Here is a 14742-nt window from a genome sequence, read left to right on the forward strand (position 1 = left end):
CTCTTATCTGACCCGATCAAGCGCGCCAGAACGGGACGAACCACAGCAGGGTTGCCAGCACGGCGACGATCATCACGAATGCGTAGTGATAGATGTAGCCGGTCTGGAAGGTACGGGTGATCGTCGAGAACCACCCGACCAGCTTGGCGGAGCCGTTGACCAGCAGGCCGTCGATCAGGCCGCGGTCGCCCACTTTCCACAGGCCGCCGCCGATGGCGCGCGCGCCGCCGGCGAAGACTACCTGGTTGAACTTGTCCATGTAGTACTTGTTGTCCAGCAGGGTGTGCAGCGGCTTGAACTTGGCATAGAACCAGGCCGGGACGCGCGGGTTGACCATGTAGCAGTAGTAGGCGGTCACGACGCCGGCCAGGGCCAGCCAGAACGGCATGGTCTGCAGGCCATGGATCGCCATCGCGGTGGCGCCGTGGAACTCTTCGCGCAGGGTTTCCATCGCGGTATGGTTCTCGCCGACAAAGATCACGTCCTTGAAGAAATCGCCGTGCAGCATCGGGCCGATCGCCAGGTAGCCGATGATGACCGACGGGATCGCCAGCAGGACCAGCGGCAGGGTCACGACCCACGGCGACTCGTGCGGCTTGTCGCCCGGCTGCAGGCCATGGTGGTGGTGATCGTCGCCATGGTCGTCATGCGCGTCTTCTTCGTGATGCGCGTCCGAATCGTGGCCTTCGCTGTGCTTCACCGGATGATTCCAGCGCGATTCGCCATGGAACACCAGGAAGTACATGCGGAACGAGTAGAAGGCGGTCACGAAGACGCCTGCCAGCACCGCGAAGTTGGCGAAGCCGGCGCCCGGGATGTTGGTCGCGTGCACGGCCTCGATGATCGAATCCTTCGAGTAGAAGCCCGCGAAGAACGGGGTGCCGATCAGGGCCAGCGAACCGATCAGCGAGGTGATCCAGGTGATCGGCATGTACTTGCGCAGGCCGCCCATGTTGCGCATGTCCTGGTCGTGGTGCATGCCGATGATGACCGAACCCGCGCCCAGGAACAGCAGCGCCTTGAAGAACGCGTGGGTCATCAGGTGGAACACCGCCACCGAGTAGGCCGAGGCGCCCAGCGCGACGGTCATGTAGCCCAGCTGGGACAGCGTGGAATACGCCACGACGCGCTTGATGTCGTTCTGGATGATGCCCAGGAAGCCCATGAACAGCGCGGTGATCGAGCCGATCACGATGATGAAGCTCAGCGCGCCGTCCGACAGTTCGAACAGCGGCGACATGCGCGCCACCATGAAGATGCCGGCGGTAACCATGGTTGCCGCGTGGATCAGCGCCGAGATCGGGGTCGGACCTTCCATCGAGTCCGGCAGCCAGACGTGCAGCGGGAACTGCGCCGACTTGCCCATCGCGCCGATGAACAGGCAGATGCAGGCGGCGGTCAGCAGCGGCCAGCCGATGCCCGGCACGGTCATTTGCGACAGCTGGTCGGCCTTGGCGAACACGTCGGTGTACTGCATCGAACCCGCGGCGGCCAGCAGCAGGCCGATGCCCAGGATGAAGCCGAAGTCGCCGACGCGGTTGACCAGGAAGGCCTTCATGTTGGCGAAGATCGCGGTCGGACGGGTGTACCAGAAGCCGATCAGGAGGTAGGAGACCAGGCCCACCGCTTCCCAGCCGAAGAACAGCTGCAGGAAGTTGTTGGACATGACCAGCATCAGCATCGCGAAGGTGAACAGCGAGATGTACGAGAAGAAGCGGTTGTAGCCTTCGTCCTCGGCCATGTAGCCGATCGTGTAGATGTGGACCATCAGCGACACCGAAGTCACCACGCACATCATCATTGCCGACAGCGCGTCGATCTGGAAGCCGACGGCCAGCTTGAGCGTGCCGACGGTCATCCAGGTGTAGATGTCTTCATTGAAGACCTCGGCGCCGCCGAGCACCGCCATCAGGGTTTGCACCGAGATGATCAGTGCGATCAGCACACCCAGGATGGTCGCCGTGTGCGACACCTTGCGGCCGACCACATTGCCGAAGAACTTGGTGCCGAGCAGGCCGGCAATCGCCGAGCCCGCCAGCGGCGCCAGAGGCACCGCCAGTAACATTGAGGAAGAGAGTTGCCCCGCCATGTTGAACCTTAATCGTTATTGTTTATCAACCGAGACCGGATCAGCCCTTCAGGCTGTCGAGGTCTTCCACATTGATCGTGTCCAGGTTACGGAACAGGACCACCAGGATCGCCAGGCCGATCGCCGATTCGGCGGCCGCGACGGTCAGAATGAAGAACACGAAGATCTGCCCCGCCGCGTCTCCGAGGTAGTGCGAGAACGCGACGAAGTTCAGGTTCACCGCCAGCAGCATCAGTTCGACGGCCATCAGCAGGATGATGATGTTCTTCCGGTTCAGGAAGATGCCGATCACCGAGATCGCGAACAGGATCGCGCCCAGGATCAGGTAGTGTGCGAGCGACAGGGTCATGGTGCCTCCTTCGGTGCTTCGGTCGATACCGCGGCCGTTGCTGCTGCTGCGCGTTCGGCGGCGGCGGCATCGATGGCGCGCTGGTTGACCGCGTCCATCTTGACGATGCGCAGGCGGTCGTTACGCTTGACGCGGACGGCGGCGCCCGGGTCGATTGCTTTGCTGTCCTTGCGCTTGCGCAGGGTCAGGGCGACTGCGGCGATGATCGCCACCAGCAGGATCACGGCGGCGATCTCGAAGCCGTAGATGTACTTGGTGTAGATCAAGAGGCCCAATTCCTTGGTGCCACCGATGTTCAGGGCGGCGGCCTCGGCCGACAGGTCGGTCTGGCTGTACGAACGGTACAGCACGGCGGCCATCTCGAGCACGATCAGGGCGCCGATACCGGAGGCGACCGGCAGGTAGCCCCAGAAGCCCTCGCGCATGCGGTCGATATTAATGTCGAGCATCATGACAACGAACAGGAACAGCACCATCACGGCGCCGACGTAGACCAGCACCAGCACGATGGCCAGGAACTCGGCCTTCAGCAGCAGCCAGATGCCGGCCACGTTGAAGAAAGCAAGCACCAGGAACAGCGCGGCGTGAACCGGGTTCTTGGTGGTAATGACGCGCAGGCTTGCCAGCACCGTGATGGCCGCGAACGCGTAGAACAGGAAAGTGGTGAATTCCATGAATTGACAGCCTCTTCTTATCGGTACTTCGCGTCCGCCTCGCGGGCGCTGGCGATGTCGTTTTCGTAGCGGTCACCCACGGCCAGCAGCATCTCTTTGGTGTAGTAGAGATCGCCGCGCTTTTCGCCGTGGTATTCCAGCACATGGGTTTCGACGATCGAGTCGACCGGGCAGGACTCTTCGCAGAAACCGCAGAAGATGCACTTGGTCAGGTCGATGTCGTAGCGCGTGGTGCGGCGGGTGCCGTCCTCGCGCTGCGCCGACTCGATCGTGATCGCCATTGCCGGGCACACTGCCTCGCACAGCTTGCAGGCGATGCAGCGCTCTTCCCCGTTGGGGTAGCGACGCAGGGCGTGCAGGCCGCGGAAGCGGTTCGACATCGGGGTCTTCTCTTCCGGGTACTGGACCGTGATCTTGCGCGACAGCGCGTACTTGCCGGTCAGGGCCAGGCCCTTGAAGAGTTCGGACAGCATCAGGCTGCCGACAATTTCTTTAATCCGATTCATTTTGTGTTTGCTTCCTTACTTCACAGCAGTCCAGATGTTCAGGGGCGAGTGCATCCAGACGGCGACCACGACCAGCCAGAACAGCGTCAGCGGGATGAATACTTTCCAGCCCAGGCGCATGATCTGGTCATAGCGGTAGCGCGGGAAGGTGCCGCGGACCCAGATCATCAGCGAGACCATCACGAACATCTTCAGGAACAGCCAGAAGAAGCCGCCGATCGGGCCGAATTCCAGGAAGCCGAACGGTGCCGACCAGCCGCCCAGGAACAGGATCGAGGCCAGGGTGGCGATCAGGATCATGTTGGCGTATTCGGCCAGCATGAACATCGCGTAGGACATGCCCGAGTACTCGACCATGTGGCCGGCGACGATCTCCGACTCTCCTTCCACCACGTCGAACGGGTGACGGTTGCACTCGGCCAGGCCGGACACGAAGTAGATCACGAACAGCGGCAGCAGCGGCAGCCAGTTCCACGACAGGAAGTTCAGGCCCATGTCGGCGAAAGTACCGATCTGCTGGCTGAACACGATGTCCGACAGGTTCAGGCTGCCGGTGACCATCAGCACCACCACCAGCACGAAACCGATCGGGATCTCGTACGAGATCATCTGGGCCGAGGCGCGCATCGCGCCCAGGAACGAGTACTTCGAGTTCGAGGCCCAGCCGGCGATGATGATGCCGTAGACTTCCATCGAAGTAATTGCCATCAGGAACAGCAGGCCGGCGTTGACGTTGGCCAGGGCCGCCTGCGGACCGAAGGGAACCACCGCCCAGGCGGCCAGTGCCGGCATGATGGTCATGATCGGACCGATCACGAACATGCTGCGGTTGGCCTTGGTCGGGATGACGATTTCCTTGAGCAGCAGCTTGACCGCATCGGCGATCGGCTGCAGCAGGCCGCCGGGACCGACGCGGTTCGGGCCGACGCGGATCTGGATCCAGCCGATCAGCTTGCGCTCCCACAGGGTCAGGTAGGCGACCAGGCCCATCAGCGGCAGCAGCACCACCACGATCTTGATCAGGGTCCAGACCAGTGGCCAGGCCGGTGCGATCGGGCTGGCGGCGCCCATTTCATAAAAACTATCGATAAAACCGGGCGTTGCCATTACTTGCCCTCCCCTGCTTTTTCAACATTGATCTGACCAAACATCGGGCCCAGGGTCGCCACGGCCGGGTGGCCGGCGGCCACGCGCACCGCGTTCGACGGCAGGCGTGCATCGACGTCGGCCACCAGGACCGCGCTGCCCGTCCCCTGCGACACGCGCACCAGCTCGCCCGACGCCACGCCGAGCTGCTCGGCGACGGCCTTTGACAGGGTCACCAGCGGCGCATTCGCATCCATGGTGCGCTGCAGCGGCTCCGAACGGCGCGCCAGCGCGTCGGTGAAATAGATCGGCAGGTCGGCGACGCGCTCGAGCTGGCCGGCCGGGGCGGTCTGGCCCGCGGAAGGCAGAAGGCGCGCGACGTTGTTCAGCTTGGCCGACAGGTCGGTCACGCCCTTGCCGATGGCTTCGTCGCGGATCGACTCCGAGGTCTCGTAGTCGAAGCCCGACAGGCCCAGCAGGTTGCCCAGCACGCGCAGGACTTTCCAGGCCGGACGGGTCTCGCCCAGCGGACGCACGGTGCCGTTGAAGCTCTGGGCGCGGCCTTCGCAGTTCACGAACGTGCCGGCGGTTTCGCTGAACGGCGAGATCGGCAGCAGCACGTCGGCGAAGTCCATGCCGTGCTTGAAGGCCGACATCGCGACCACCATCTCGGCGCCATCGAGCGCGGCGCGGGCCTGCTGCGGGTTGGCCGCATCCAGCTCGGGTTCCGCGTTCAGCAGCACGTAGGCTTTCTTCGGGGTGGCGAACACAGCCTCGCCCTTGCCCGTCGCGCCGACGACGTGGCCGCCGACCGTATTGGCGGCGTCGACCAGGTAGCCGAAGGAGCAGCCGGTCTGCTCGGCGATCCATTGGGCGCAAGCGTGGATCTTCGACGCTTGCGGGTGGTACGAGGCAGCATTACCCAGCAGCACGGCGCCCGGGCTCTCCTGGCCGACCAGGGTGGCGGCGATGCCCTTGGCGGCTTCGCCCGCTTCGACGCCTTCGAAACCGGCCGGGGCGCTGACGCCCTTGGCGGCGGCGACGGCCGACACGACTTCCGACAGCGCGGCCAGCCAGTCGCCCGGGGCGGCGATCAGTTTATGTGCGACCGGCATCAACAGGTCGTCGTCGCTCGCGCCCAGCAGCGACAGCTTGGCGCCGCCCTTGGTGGCGGTGCGCAGGCGGGTCGCCACCAGCGGATGGTCCTTGCGCAGCCTGGAGCCGATGACGAAGGCGCGCTTGAGTTGCGAGAAGTTCGCGATCGGCATGCCCAGCCACGGGGTGACCTGGCCGTCCAGCGCGAAGTCGCTCTGGCGCAGGCGGAACTCGATGTTGTCCGAGCCAAGGCCGCGGGTCATCTTGTTGAGCAGGTACAGCTCTTCCAGGGTCGAGTGCGGCGTGGCGACGGCGGCGATGCTGTCGGCGCCGTGTTCATGACGGATGTTACGCAGGCCATGGGCCACGTATTCCAGCGCGGTCTGCCAGTCGGTGTCGATCCACTTGCCGTCCTGCTTGATCATCGGGCCGGTCAGGCGGTCGGCATTGTCCAGCGCCTCGTACGAGAAGCGGTCCTTGTCCGACAGCCAGCATTCGTTGATGGCTTCGTTTTCCAGCGGCAGCACGCGCATGACCTTGCCGCCCTTGACCTGGACGATCAGGTTCGAGCCGAGCGAATCGTGCGGGGCGATCGACTTGCGACGCTGCAGTTCCCACGGACGCGCCGAGTAGCGGAACGGCTTGGAAGTCAAGGCGCCGACCGGGCACAGGTCGATCATGTTGCCCGAGACTTCCGAGTCGACGGTCTTGCCCACGAAGGTGGTGATTTCCGAGTGCTCGCCGCGACCGACCATGCCGAATTCCATCACGCCGGCCACTTCCTGGCCGAAGCGCACGCAGCGGGTGCACTGGATGCAGCGCGTCATCTCTTCCATCGAGATCAGCGGGCCGGCCTCTTTCGGGGCCACCACGCGCTTCTCTTCGTCGTAGCGCGAATTGCTCTTGCCGTAGCCGACCGCCAGATCCTGCAGCTGGCATTCGCCGCCCTGGTCGCAGATCGGGCAGTCCAGCGGGTGGTTAATGAGCAGGAACTCCATCACCGACTTCTGTGCCTGCACCGCCTTGTCGCTGTGGGTGCGCACGATCATGCCCGGCGAGACCGGGGTGGCGCAGGCCGGCAGCGGCTTGGGCGCCTTCTCGACTTCGACCAGGCACATGCGGCAGTTGGCGGCGATCGACAATTTCTTGTGATAGCAGAAGTGCGGGATGTAGGTCCCGAGTTTGTTTGCGGCGTCCATCACCATGGAACCTGGTGCGACTTCGACTTTTTTGCCGTCTAATTCAATTTCAACCATTTGATCGTTACCTGACCTGGTTTAAAGGTATGCGGGCACGAGGCAGTGCTTGTGCTCGATGTGATATTCGAATTCCTCGCGGAAGTTCTTGATCATGGCTTCAACGGGCATCGCGGCGGCGTCGCCCAGGGCGCAAATGGTGCGGCCCTTGATGTTGAAGGCGATGTTGTTGAGCAGGTCCATGTCTTCCGGACGGCCCTTGCCGTGCTCGATGCGGTGGACCATGCGGTACATCCAGCCGGTGCCTTCACGGCACGGGGTGCACTGGCCGCAGGATTCCTCGTAGTAGAAGTACGACAGGCGCAGCAGCGACTTGACCATGCAGCGGGTCTCGTCCATGACGATCACGGCGCCCGAACCGAGCATCGAGCCGGCCTTGGCGATCGAGTCGTAGTCGAGGTCGGTATCCATCATGACCTCGCCGCGGATCACCGGCGCCGACGAGCCGCCCGGAATGACCGCCTTGATCTTCTTGCCGCCGCGCATGCCGCCGGCCAGCTCCATCAGCTTGGCGAACGGGGTGCCCAGCGGGACTTCGTAGTTGCCTGGAAGCTCGACGTCGCCCGAGATCGAGAAGATCTTGGTGCCGCCGTTGTTCGGCTTGCCGAGACCCATGTAGTTTTCCGGGCCGATGTTCAGCAGGAACGGGACGGCCGCGAAGGTCTCGGTGTTGTTGATCGTGGTCGGCTTGCCGTACAGGCCGAACGAGGCCGGGAACGGCGGCTTGAAGCGCGGCTGGCCCTTCTTGCCTTCGAGCGACTCCAGCAGCGCGGTTTCTTCGCCGCAGATGTAGGCGCCGTAGCCGTGGTGCGCGTGCAGCTGGAAGCTGAACTGCGAGCCCATGATGTTATCGCCCAGGAAGCCGGCGGCGCGCGCCTCTTCCAGCGCTTCCTCGAAGCGCAGGTATTCCTGGAAGATCTCGCCGTGGATGTAGTTGTAGCCCACGGTGATGCCCATCGCGTAGGCGCCGATGGCCATGCCCTCGATCAGCGCGTGCGGGTTGTAGCGGATGATGTCGCGGTCCTTGAAGGTGCCCGGCTCGCCTTCGTCGGTATTGCAGACGAGGTATTTCTGGCCCGGGTACTGGCGCGGCATGAAGCTCCACTTCAGGCCGGTCGGAAAACCGGCGCCGCCGCGGCCGCGCAGGCCCGAGGCCTTCAGGTCGGCGATGATCTGTTCCGGCGAGATATTCTCTTCGATGATACGGCGCAGCGCCGAATAGCCGCCACGCTTGACGTAGTCGGCCAGGTGCCAGTTGTCGCCGTTCAGGTCCTTGAGGATCAGCGGATTGATGTGACGGTCGTGCAGGCTGGTCATTTGTTCAGTTCCTCAAGCAGGGCGTCGATCTTCTCGTCGCTCATGAACGAGCACATGCGGTGGTTATTCACCAGCATCACCGGCGCGTCGCCGCAGGCGCCCATGCACTCGCCTTCCATCAGCGTGAACTTGCCGTCCGCGGTGGTCTCGCGGTAGTCGATGCCGAGGGCGTCCTTGATGCGCTGGGCGGCGCGCTCGCCGCCCGACAGGGCGCACGGCAGGTTGGTGCAGACCGTGATCTTGGACTGGCCGACCGGCTTCAGGTTGTACATGTTGTAGAAGGTCGCCACTTCCTGCACGGCGATGGCCGGCATGCCGATGTAGTCGGCGATTTCCTGCATGGTGTCCGGCGACAGCCAGCCCAGTTCCACCTGGGCGTGGGCCAGCGAGGCCATCACGGCCGACTGGCGTTGATCGGCTGGGTACTTGGCCAGCTCACGATCGATTTTCTTGTAGCATTCCTGCGATAACATTTTCTCTGTCCTCTTACCTGGGTCCGCCTAGCGGACGTGAGCATCACCTATCGATACTGCCGAACACGATGTCCTGGGTGCCGATGATGGCCACGGCGTCTGCGATCATGTGGCCGCGCGACATTTCGTCGAGGCTCTGCAGGTGGACATAATCCGGGGTACGGATCTTCAGGCGGTAAGGCTTGTTGGCGCCATCCGACACGATGTAGATGCCGAACTCGCCCTTCGGGTGCTCGATCGCCGCATAGGCCTCGCCTTCCGGCACGTGGAAGCCTTCGGTGAACAGCTTGAAGTGGTGGATCAGCGATTCCATGTTGGACTTCATGTCCATGCGGTTCGGCGGCACGATCTTGTGGTTGTCGATCATGACCGGGCCCCCGTTCACGCGCAGCCAGGCGATGCACTGCTTGATGATGCGGTTCGACTGGCGCATTTCTTCGATACGCACCAGGTAGCGGTCGTAGGAGTCGCCGTTGGTACCGACCGGGATGTCGAACTCGACCTTGTCGTAGGCCGCGTAGGGCTGGGTCTTGCGCAGGTCCCAGGCGATGCCCGAGCCGCGCAGCATCGGGCCGGTGAAGCCCATCGCCAGCGCGTCTTCCGGCGACACCACGCCGATGCCGACGGTACGTTGCTTCCAGATACGATTATCGGTCAGCAGCGTCTCGTACTCGTCGACATAGCCGTCGAAGCGCTCCGTGAAGGCAGCGATAAAATCGAGCACCGAACCCTGGCGGTCGCGGTTCAGCTCGTCGATCGCCTTCTTCGAGCGGATCGGCGATTCCTTGTGCTGCGGCATGCGGTCCGGCAGGTCGCGGTAGACGCCGCCCGGACGGTAGTAGGCCGCGTGCATGCGCGCGCCCGAGACCGCCTCGTACACGTCGAACAGGTCTTCGCGGTCACGGAAGGCGTACAGGAACGGACCCATGGCGCCGATGTCGAGCGCGTGCGCGCCCAGCCACATCAGGTGGTTCAGCAGGCGGGTGATCTCGTCGAACATGGTGCGGATGTACTGCGCACGGATCGGCGCCTCGATGCCGAGCAGCTTTTCGATCGCCAGCACATAGCCGTGCTCGTTGCACATCATCGACACGTAGTCCAGGCGGTCCATGTACGGGACCGACTGCAGGTAGGTGCGGGTTTCGGCCAGCTTCTCGGTGCCGCGGTGCAGCAGGCCGATGTGCGGGTCGGCGCGCTGGATCACTTCGCCGTCCAGCTCCAGCACCAGGCGCAGCACGCCGTGCGCCGCCGGGTGCTGCGGACCAAAGTTCAGGGTGTAATTCTTAAGCTCAGCCATTATTTCGATGTCCCGTAGGTTTCTTCGCGGATCACGCGCGGGATGTTCTCGCGCGGTTCGATCGTCACCGGTTGGTAGATCACGCGTTTCTGTTCAGGGTCGTAACGCATCTCGACATAGCCCGTGATCGGGAAGTCCTTGCGGAACGGGTGGCCGATGAAGCCGTAGTCGGTCAGGATGCGGCGCAGGTCGCCGTGGCCGTCGAACAGGATGCCGAACAGGTCGAAGGCTTCGCGCTCGAACCAGTTGGCGGCGCGCCAGATGCCGGTGATCGATTCGACCAGCGGCATGTCGTCGTCCGGGCAGAACACGCGCACGCGCACGCGCCAGTTGTGCTGCACCGACAGCAGGTGCACCACGACCGCGAAGCGCGGACCTTCCCAGGTGCCTTCACCGTATTGGGAATAGTCGACGCCGCACAGGTCGATCATTTGTTCGAAGGCAAGCGCCGGAGTGTCGCGCAGCGCCTGCATCGAGCGGATGTAGTCGGCGGCCTTGACCACCACAGTCACTTCACCCAGCGCCGAACTAATTGCTGCGCCCTCGCCCAGTGCGTTTTTCAGGGCGAGTTCAAGGGTTTCGAGTTTCGTCGTCATGGTGTTTCGCTGTTCTTAGCGCGCGATGGTGTTGGTGCGCTTGATCTTGTTCTGCAGCTGCATGATGCCGTACAGCAGGGCTTCCGCGGTCGGCGGGCAACCCGGCACGTAGACGTCGACAGGGACGATGCGGTCGCAACCGCGCACCACCGAGTACGAGTAGTGGTAATAGCCGCCGCCGTTGGCGCAGGACCCCATCGAGATCACCCAGCGCGGTTCGGCCATCTGGTCGTACACCTTGCGCAGGGCGGGAGCCATCTTGTTGCACAGCGTGCCGGCGACGATCATCACGTCGGACTGGCGCGGCGACGGGCGGAACACAATGCCAAAACGGTCGAGATCGTAGCGGGCGGCGCCCACATGCATCATCTCGACCGCGCAGCATGCCAGACCGAACGTCATCGGGAACATCGACCCGGTGCGCGCCCAGTTGATCAGCTTGTCGGCTGTGGTGGTAATGAAACCTTCGTTTAATACGCCTTCAATTGCCATGGCTTATTCCCAATCAAGGGCACCTTTCTTCCAGATGTACCAGAAGCCCACGACGAATTCGGCGATGAACACCATCATCGTGATGAAACCGGTCCAGCCCAGTTCGCGCATCGAGACGCCCCATGGGAAGAAGAATGCCGTTTCCAGATCAAACAAAATAAACAGGATCGCCACCAGGTAGTAGCGAACGTCGAACTTCATGCGCGCGTCTTCGAAGGCTTCGAAGCCGCATTCATAGGGGGACAGCTTGGCCGCGTCGGGGCGATGCGGGCCGAGCAGACGGCCGAGCACCTGCGGAGCGACACCGACGCCGATGCCGACCAGGATAAAGAGAAGAACGGGAAGGTAATTTTCGAGGTTCACGTGAAGCCTATTTGAACGATCGGTTAATGAAACACTGCAGGGCTGCAGCGCCGAATCGCGCGAACCTGGCCGGATGGCCTTGCAAACCTACTGCGCGTTGCACTGCCGGTCTGCGATGCTCGCCGTACTGCCCGTACGGCGCTGCTTCTCGACCGGCATTGCCGCCGCTCGCTACGGTCTGCAAGGCCGTCCGAAGATTGCAACCAGGATCGTACGATTGATCCTCGTAAAAAAGCCAGCTCAGGCAGGAGAGCGTTCGCTCATGCGCCCTTGCTGGCTCTTTCATATCTTGGTGCCGACGGCGAGACTCGAACTCGCACAGCTTGCGCCACTACCCCCTCAAGATAGCGTGTCTACCAATTTCACCACGTCGGCTGGAGACCAGTATTTTACCCTGCTTTAGCACTACTTTTCAATGCACAAATTGCGCCATCACAAGGAATTTTCGCAATTACTCAACATTTCTTTTGAGGCCAGCCAAACTTGAGGGCAGACTCGGCAGCATTGAATGGGCTTTCACCCCTTACTACTTGCAACACGCCCCGAAAGACGTGCCGCATTCTACTCCGAAACCGGAACAGGCGTGCAGGCCCGCCCCGATTTACTTGGCCGGCGCCGCTGGAGCCGGCGCCGCCGGTGCGGCGGTGGCCGGCGCCGGTGCCGCCTGGCCCGGCGCTGCCGGGATGGCCACGCCCGGGGTTTGCGGAATGTCGTTCGCGGGCACGACCGTGGTCGGGCCGGCGTTCGGACCGGCGCCCGGCACGTCGCTCGGAATGCCCGTGGCCGGCGCCTTCGACGACGGCACGGTCACGCGCTCCATCACGCCGCCGTCGGTGCCGGCGGCGGTGCGGCCGTTACTGGCCCAGGCCAGCGCCAGGGTCGATGCAAAGAACACCGCGGCCGCGACGGCGGTCGACTTCGACAGGAAGTTCGACGAACCGGAGGCGCCGAACAGGCTGCCCGAGGCGCCCGAACCGAAGGCCGCGCCCATGTCGGCGCCCTTGCCGTGCTGGACCAGCACCAGGCCGATGATGGCCAGGGCCGAAATAACCTGCACAACAATAATCAGATTGAACACGGTGCTCATTGCAATTCCATTCCCAAGTTAACGACGTTTTAAATGCTGCTGCTTCCGAGAGCGCCTGACAATTCCCCTATGTCTGCGTTGCATCGTCTTGCCGTACTTGCGTACTGTCCGCGACGATGCGCCTTGCCCCATGGGTTTTGTCAGGCGCTCTTAATTCTTATGGTGCCGCGCGAATGATGCCGAGGAAATCGGCCGCCTTCAGCGCCGCGCCGCCGATCAGGCCGCCGTCGATGTCCGGCTGCGCCATCAGGTCCGCCGCATTATCCGGCTTCATGCTGCCGCCGTACAGCACCAGCGTGTTTTCGGCGGCGCCGGCGTTGCACGCGCGCAGCTTTTCACGCAGGGCGGCATGCACTTCCTGGGCCATGGCCGGGGTGGCGGTCTTGCCGGTGCCGATTGCCCACACCGGCTCGTAGGCCAGCACGATCTTGTCGACGGCATCGGCGCCGACCGCTTCCAGCACGGCATCGAGCTGGGCGCCGACAACGGCCATGGTCTGGCCCGCTTCGCGCTGCGCCAGGGTCTCGCCCACGCAGACGATCGGGGTCAGGCCGGCCTCGAGCGCGGCCTTGGCCTTCCTGGCCACCTGCGCGTCCGCCTCGCCGTGATAGGCGCGGCGCTCGGAGTGGCCGACGATCACGTAGCGGCAGCCGAAATCCTGCAGCATCGACATGCACACTTCACCGGTATAGGCGCCGACCGGGTGGCAGGAAACGTCCTGCGCACCCCATGCGACCGGCGTGCCCTTGAGAAGTTCTTCGCACTGGTACAGGTATGGTGCCGGCACGCAGACCGCGACGGCGGCCCGGGCATTGCCCAGTCCTTCAAGAATGCCGGTCAGCAGCGTGGCGTTGGCCGCGCGGCTGCCGTTCATTTTCCAGTTACCTACGACGAGTTTGGGACGCATAGTACCCCATCATTAAATTAACCCGCTATTCTAGCGGTCGAATATGTGGCGGTCAAACAATGGCTGGGCCACTGCCGACCCTCACTTCCCTTTTGATTCAATCTGTTAGACCACTTCCAATACGATCTTGCCAACGTGCGTACTCGACTCCATCAGCGCATGCGCCTGCGCGGCCTCGGCCAGCGGGAAGCGGCGGTGGATGACGGGCTTGAGTCGGCCCTGCTCGAACAGTGGCCAGACGCGCTCGCGCAAGCTGCGCGCGATCGCCGCCTTGAAAGCGACCGGGCGCGGGCGCAGGGTCGAGCCGCTGATGGAGAGGCGGCGGCGCAGCACCTGGCCGAGGTCGATCTCGGCCCTGGCGCCGCCCAGCAGCGCGATCAGGGCGATGCGGCCGTCGTCGGCCAGGCAGTCGATCTCGCGCGGGATATAGTCGCCGGCCACCATGTCGAGGATCACGTCGACGCCCTTCCCGCCCGTCAGCTCCTTGACCACGGCGGCGAAATCCTCGCTGCGATAGTTGATGCCGCGTTCGGCCCCGAGCCCCTCGCAGGCGCGGCATTTCTCATCCGAGCCGGCGGTGGCGAACACGCGGTGGCCCAGCGCGCTGGCCAGCTGGATCGCGGTGACGCCGATGCCCGAGCTGCCGCCCTGCACCAGCAGGGTTTCGCCCGGCGCCAGCGCGGCGCGGTCGAAGATATTTGACCAAACGGTAAAAAACGTCTCCGGCAGCGAGGCGGCTTCGATCGGACTCAGCCCGTGGGGAATGGGCAGGCACTGCTCGGCGGGCGCGGTGCAGTATTCGGCATAGCCGCCGCCCTGCACCAGTGCGCAGACCAGGTCGCCCCTGGCAAAGCCGGCCGCGGCATAATCGCCGCCGACGATCTCGCCCGCCACTTCCAGGCCCGGCAGATCGGATGCCCCCGGCGGCACCGGATACTTGCCGAGGCGTTGCAGCACGTCCGGGCGATTGATGCCGGCGGCGTGTACCTTGATCAACACCTCACCGGCCTTGGGCGCAGGGCTGGGGCGTTCGCACAGTTGCAGGACGTCCGGCTTGCCCGGCTGCGTGATTTCGATGGCGCGCATGGAAGCTCCCGTGTTGAAAAAACCACAATTGTACGGGAGTGGGAGAAAAGCTGCGCGCCCGGAATCGTT

Annotated in this window: 15 protein-coding genes and 1 tRNA gene; all 16 read right to left on the bottom strand. The window is 63.6% G+C overall.

All coding sequences use genetic code 11. The features are described 5' to 3' along the window. Nucleotides 1-16 precede the first annotated feature (16 nt). The 16 genes from nuoL to IM543_16850 all read right to left on the bottom strand — a co-directional run bounded on the left by nuoL (nucleotide 17) and on the right by IM543_16850 (nucleotide 14673). On the bottom strand, nucleotides 17-2089 hold the full coding sequence (nuoL, locus tag IM543_16775; GenBank protein QOY93209.1) for an NADH-quinone oxidoreductase subunit L: 2073 nt from the start codon (nucleotides 2087-2089) through the stop codon (nucleotides 17-19). Nucleotides 2090-2129: 40 nt separating this feature from the next. After that, a complete protein-coding gene (gene nuoK, locus IM543_16780; GenBank protein ID QOY93210.1) occupies nucleotides 2130-2438 on the bottom strand; it encodes an NADH-quinone oxidoreductase subunit NuoK in 309 nt (102 codons plus the stop codon). Next, nucleotides 2435-3112, bottom strand: coding sequence for an NADH-quinone oxidoreductase subunit J (locus IM543_16785; protein QOY93211.1), 678 nt, complete (start codon nucleotides 3110-3112; stop codon nucleotides 2435-2437). Before IM543_16785 ends, nuoK begins: the two co-directional genes overlap by 4 nt. Before the next feature lie 17 nt (nucleotides 3113-3129). Next, a complete protein-coding gene (nuoI, locus tag IM543_16790) occupies nucleotides 3130-3618 on the bottom strand; it encodes an NADH-quinone oxidoreductase subunit NuoI (protein QOY93212.1) in 489 nt (162 codons plus the stop codon). Between the two features lie 15 nt (nucleotides 3619-3633). Beyond that, nucleotides 3634-4725, bottom strand: coding sequence for an NADH-quinone oxidoreductase subunit NuoH (nuoH, locus tag IM543_16795; protein QOY93213.1), 1092 nt, complete (start codon nucleotides 4723-4725; stop codon nucleotides 3634-3636). Further along, on the bottom strand, nucleotides 4725-7055 hold the full coding sequence (locus IM543_16800) for an NADH-quinone oxidoreductase subunit G (protein ID QOY93214.1): 2331 nt from the start codon (nucleotides 7053-7055) through the stop codon (nucleotides 4725-4727). Before IM543_16800 ends, nuoH begins: the two co-directional genes overlap by 1 nt. A gap of 21 nt (nucleotides 7056-7076) precedes the next feature. Beyond that, nucleotides 7077-8372: an NADH-quinone oxidoreductase subunit NuoF gene (nuoF, locus tag IM543_16805; GenBank protein ID QOY93215.1), complete on the bottom strand. Its 1296-nt coding sequence runs from the start codon at nucleotides 8370-8372 to the stop codon at nucleotides 7077-7079. Continuing rightward, on the bottom strand, nucleotides 8369-8845 hold the full coding sequence (nuoE, locus tag IM543_16810) for an NADH-quinone oxidoreductase subunit NuoE (GenBank protein ID QOY93216.1): 477 nt from the start codon (nucleotides 8843-8845) through the stop codon (nucleotides 8369-8371). Before nuoE ends, nuoF begins: the two co-directional genes overlap by 4 nt. A gap of 43 nt (nucleotides 8846-8888) precedes the next feature. Beyond that, nucleotides 8889-10142 (bottom strand): NADH-quinone oxidoreductase subunit D, encoded by a 1254-nt coding sequence (locus tag IM543_16815; protein QOY93217.1) that lies wholly within the window; start codon nucleotides 10140-10142, stop codon nucleotides 8889-8891. Then, a complete protein-coding gene (locus IM543_16820; protein ID QOY93218.1) occupies nucleotides 10142-10738 on the bottom strand; it encodes an NADH-quinone oxidoreductase subunit C in 597 nt (198 codons plus the stop codon). Before IM543_16820 ends, IM543_16815 begins: the two co-directional genes overlap by 1 nt. A 15-nt stretch (nucleotides 10739-10753) precedes the next feature. Next, a complete protein-coding gene (locus IM543_16825; GenBank protein QOY93219.1) occupies nucleotides 10754-11230 on the bottom strand; it encodes an NADH-quinone oxidoreductase subunit B in 477 nt (158 codons plus the stop codon). Nucleotides 11231-11233: 3 nt separating this feature from the next. Next, nucleotides 11234-11593 carry an NADH-quinone oxidoreductase subunit A gene (locus IM543_16830; protein QOY93220.1) on the bottom strand — a complete coding sequence of 120 codons (360 nt, stop codon included), beginning with the start codon at nucleotides 11591-11593 and terminating at the stop codon, nucleotides 11234-11236. Nucleotides 11594-11883: 290 nt separating this feature from the next. Beyond that, nucleotides 11884-11968: transfer RNA gene (locus IM543_16835), tRNA-Leu, on the bottom strand. A 226-nt stretch (nucleotides 11969-12194) separates the two neighbouring features. After that, on the bottom strand, nucleotides 12195-12680 hold the full coding sequence (secG, locus tag IM543_16840; GenBank protein ID QOY93221.1) for a preprotein translocase subunit SecG: 486 nt from the start codon (nucleotides 12678-12680) through the stop codon (nucleotides 12195-12197). A 157-nt stretch (nucleotides 12681-12837) separates the two neighbouring features. Beyond that, nucleotides 12838-13587: a triose-phosphate isomerase gene (locus tag IM543_16845; GenBank protein ID QOY93222.1), complete on the bottom strand. Its 750-nt coding sequence runs from the start codon at nucleotides 13585-13587 to the stop codon at nucleotides 12838-12840. Nucleotides 13588-13692: 105 nt separating this feature from the next. Next, on the bottom strand, nucleotides 13693-14673 hold the full coding sequence (locus tag IM543_16850) for an NAD(P)H-quinone oxidoreductase (GenBank protein QOY93223.1): 981 nt from the start codon (nucleotides 14671-14673) through the stop codon (nucleotides 13693-13695). Between the last annotated feature and the right edge of the window lie 69 nt (nucleotides 14674-14742).

It is taken from the genome of Massilia sp. UMI-21 (assembly GCA_015277795.1).
Classification (GTDB): domain Bacteria; phylum Pseudomonadota; class Gammaproteobacteria; order Burkholderiales; family Burkholderiaceae_D; genus Telluria.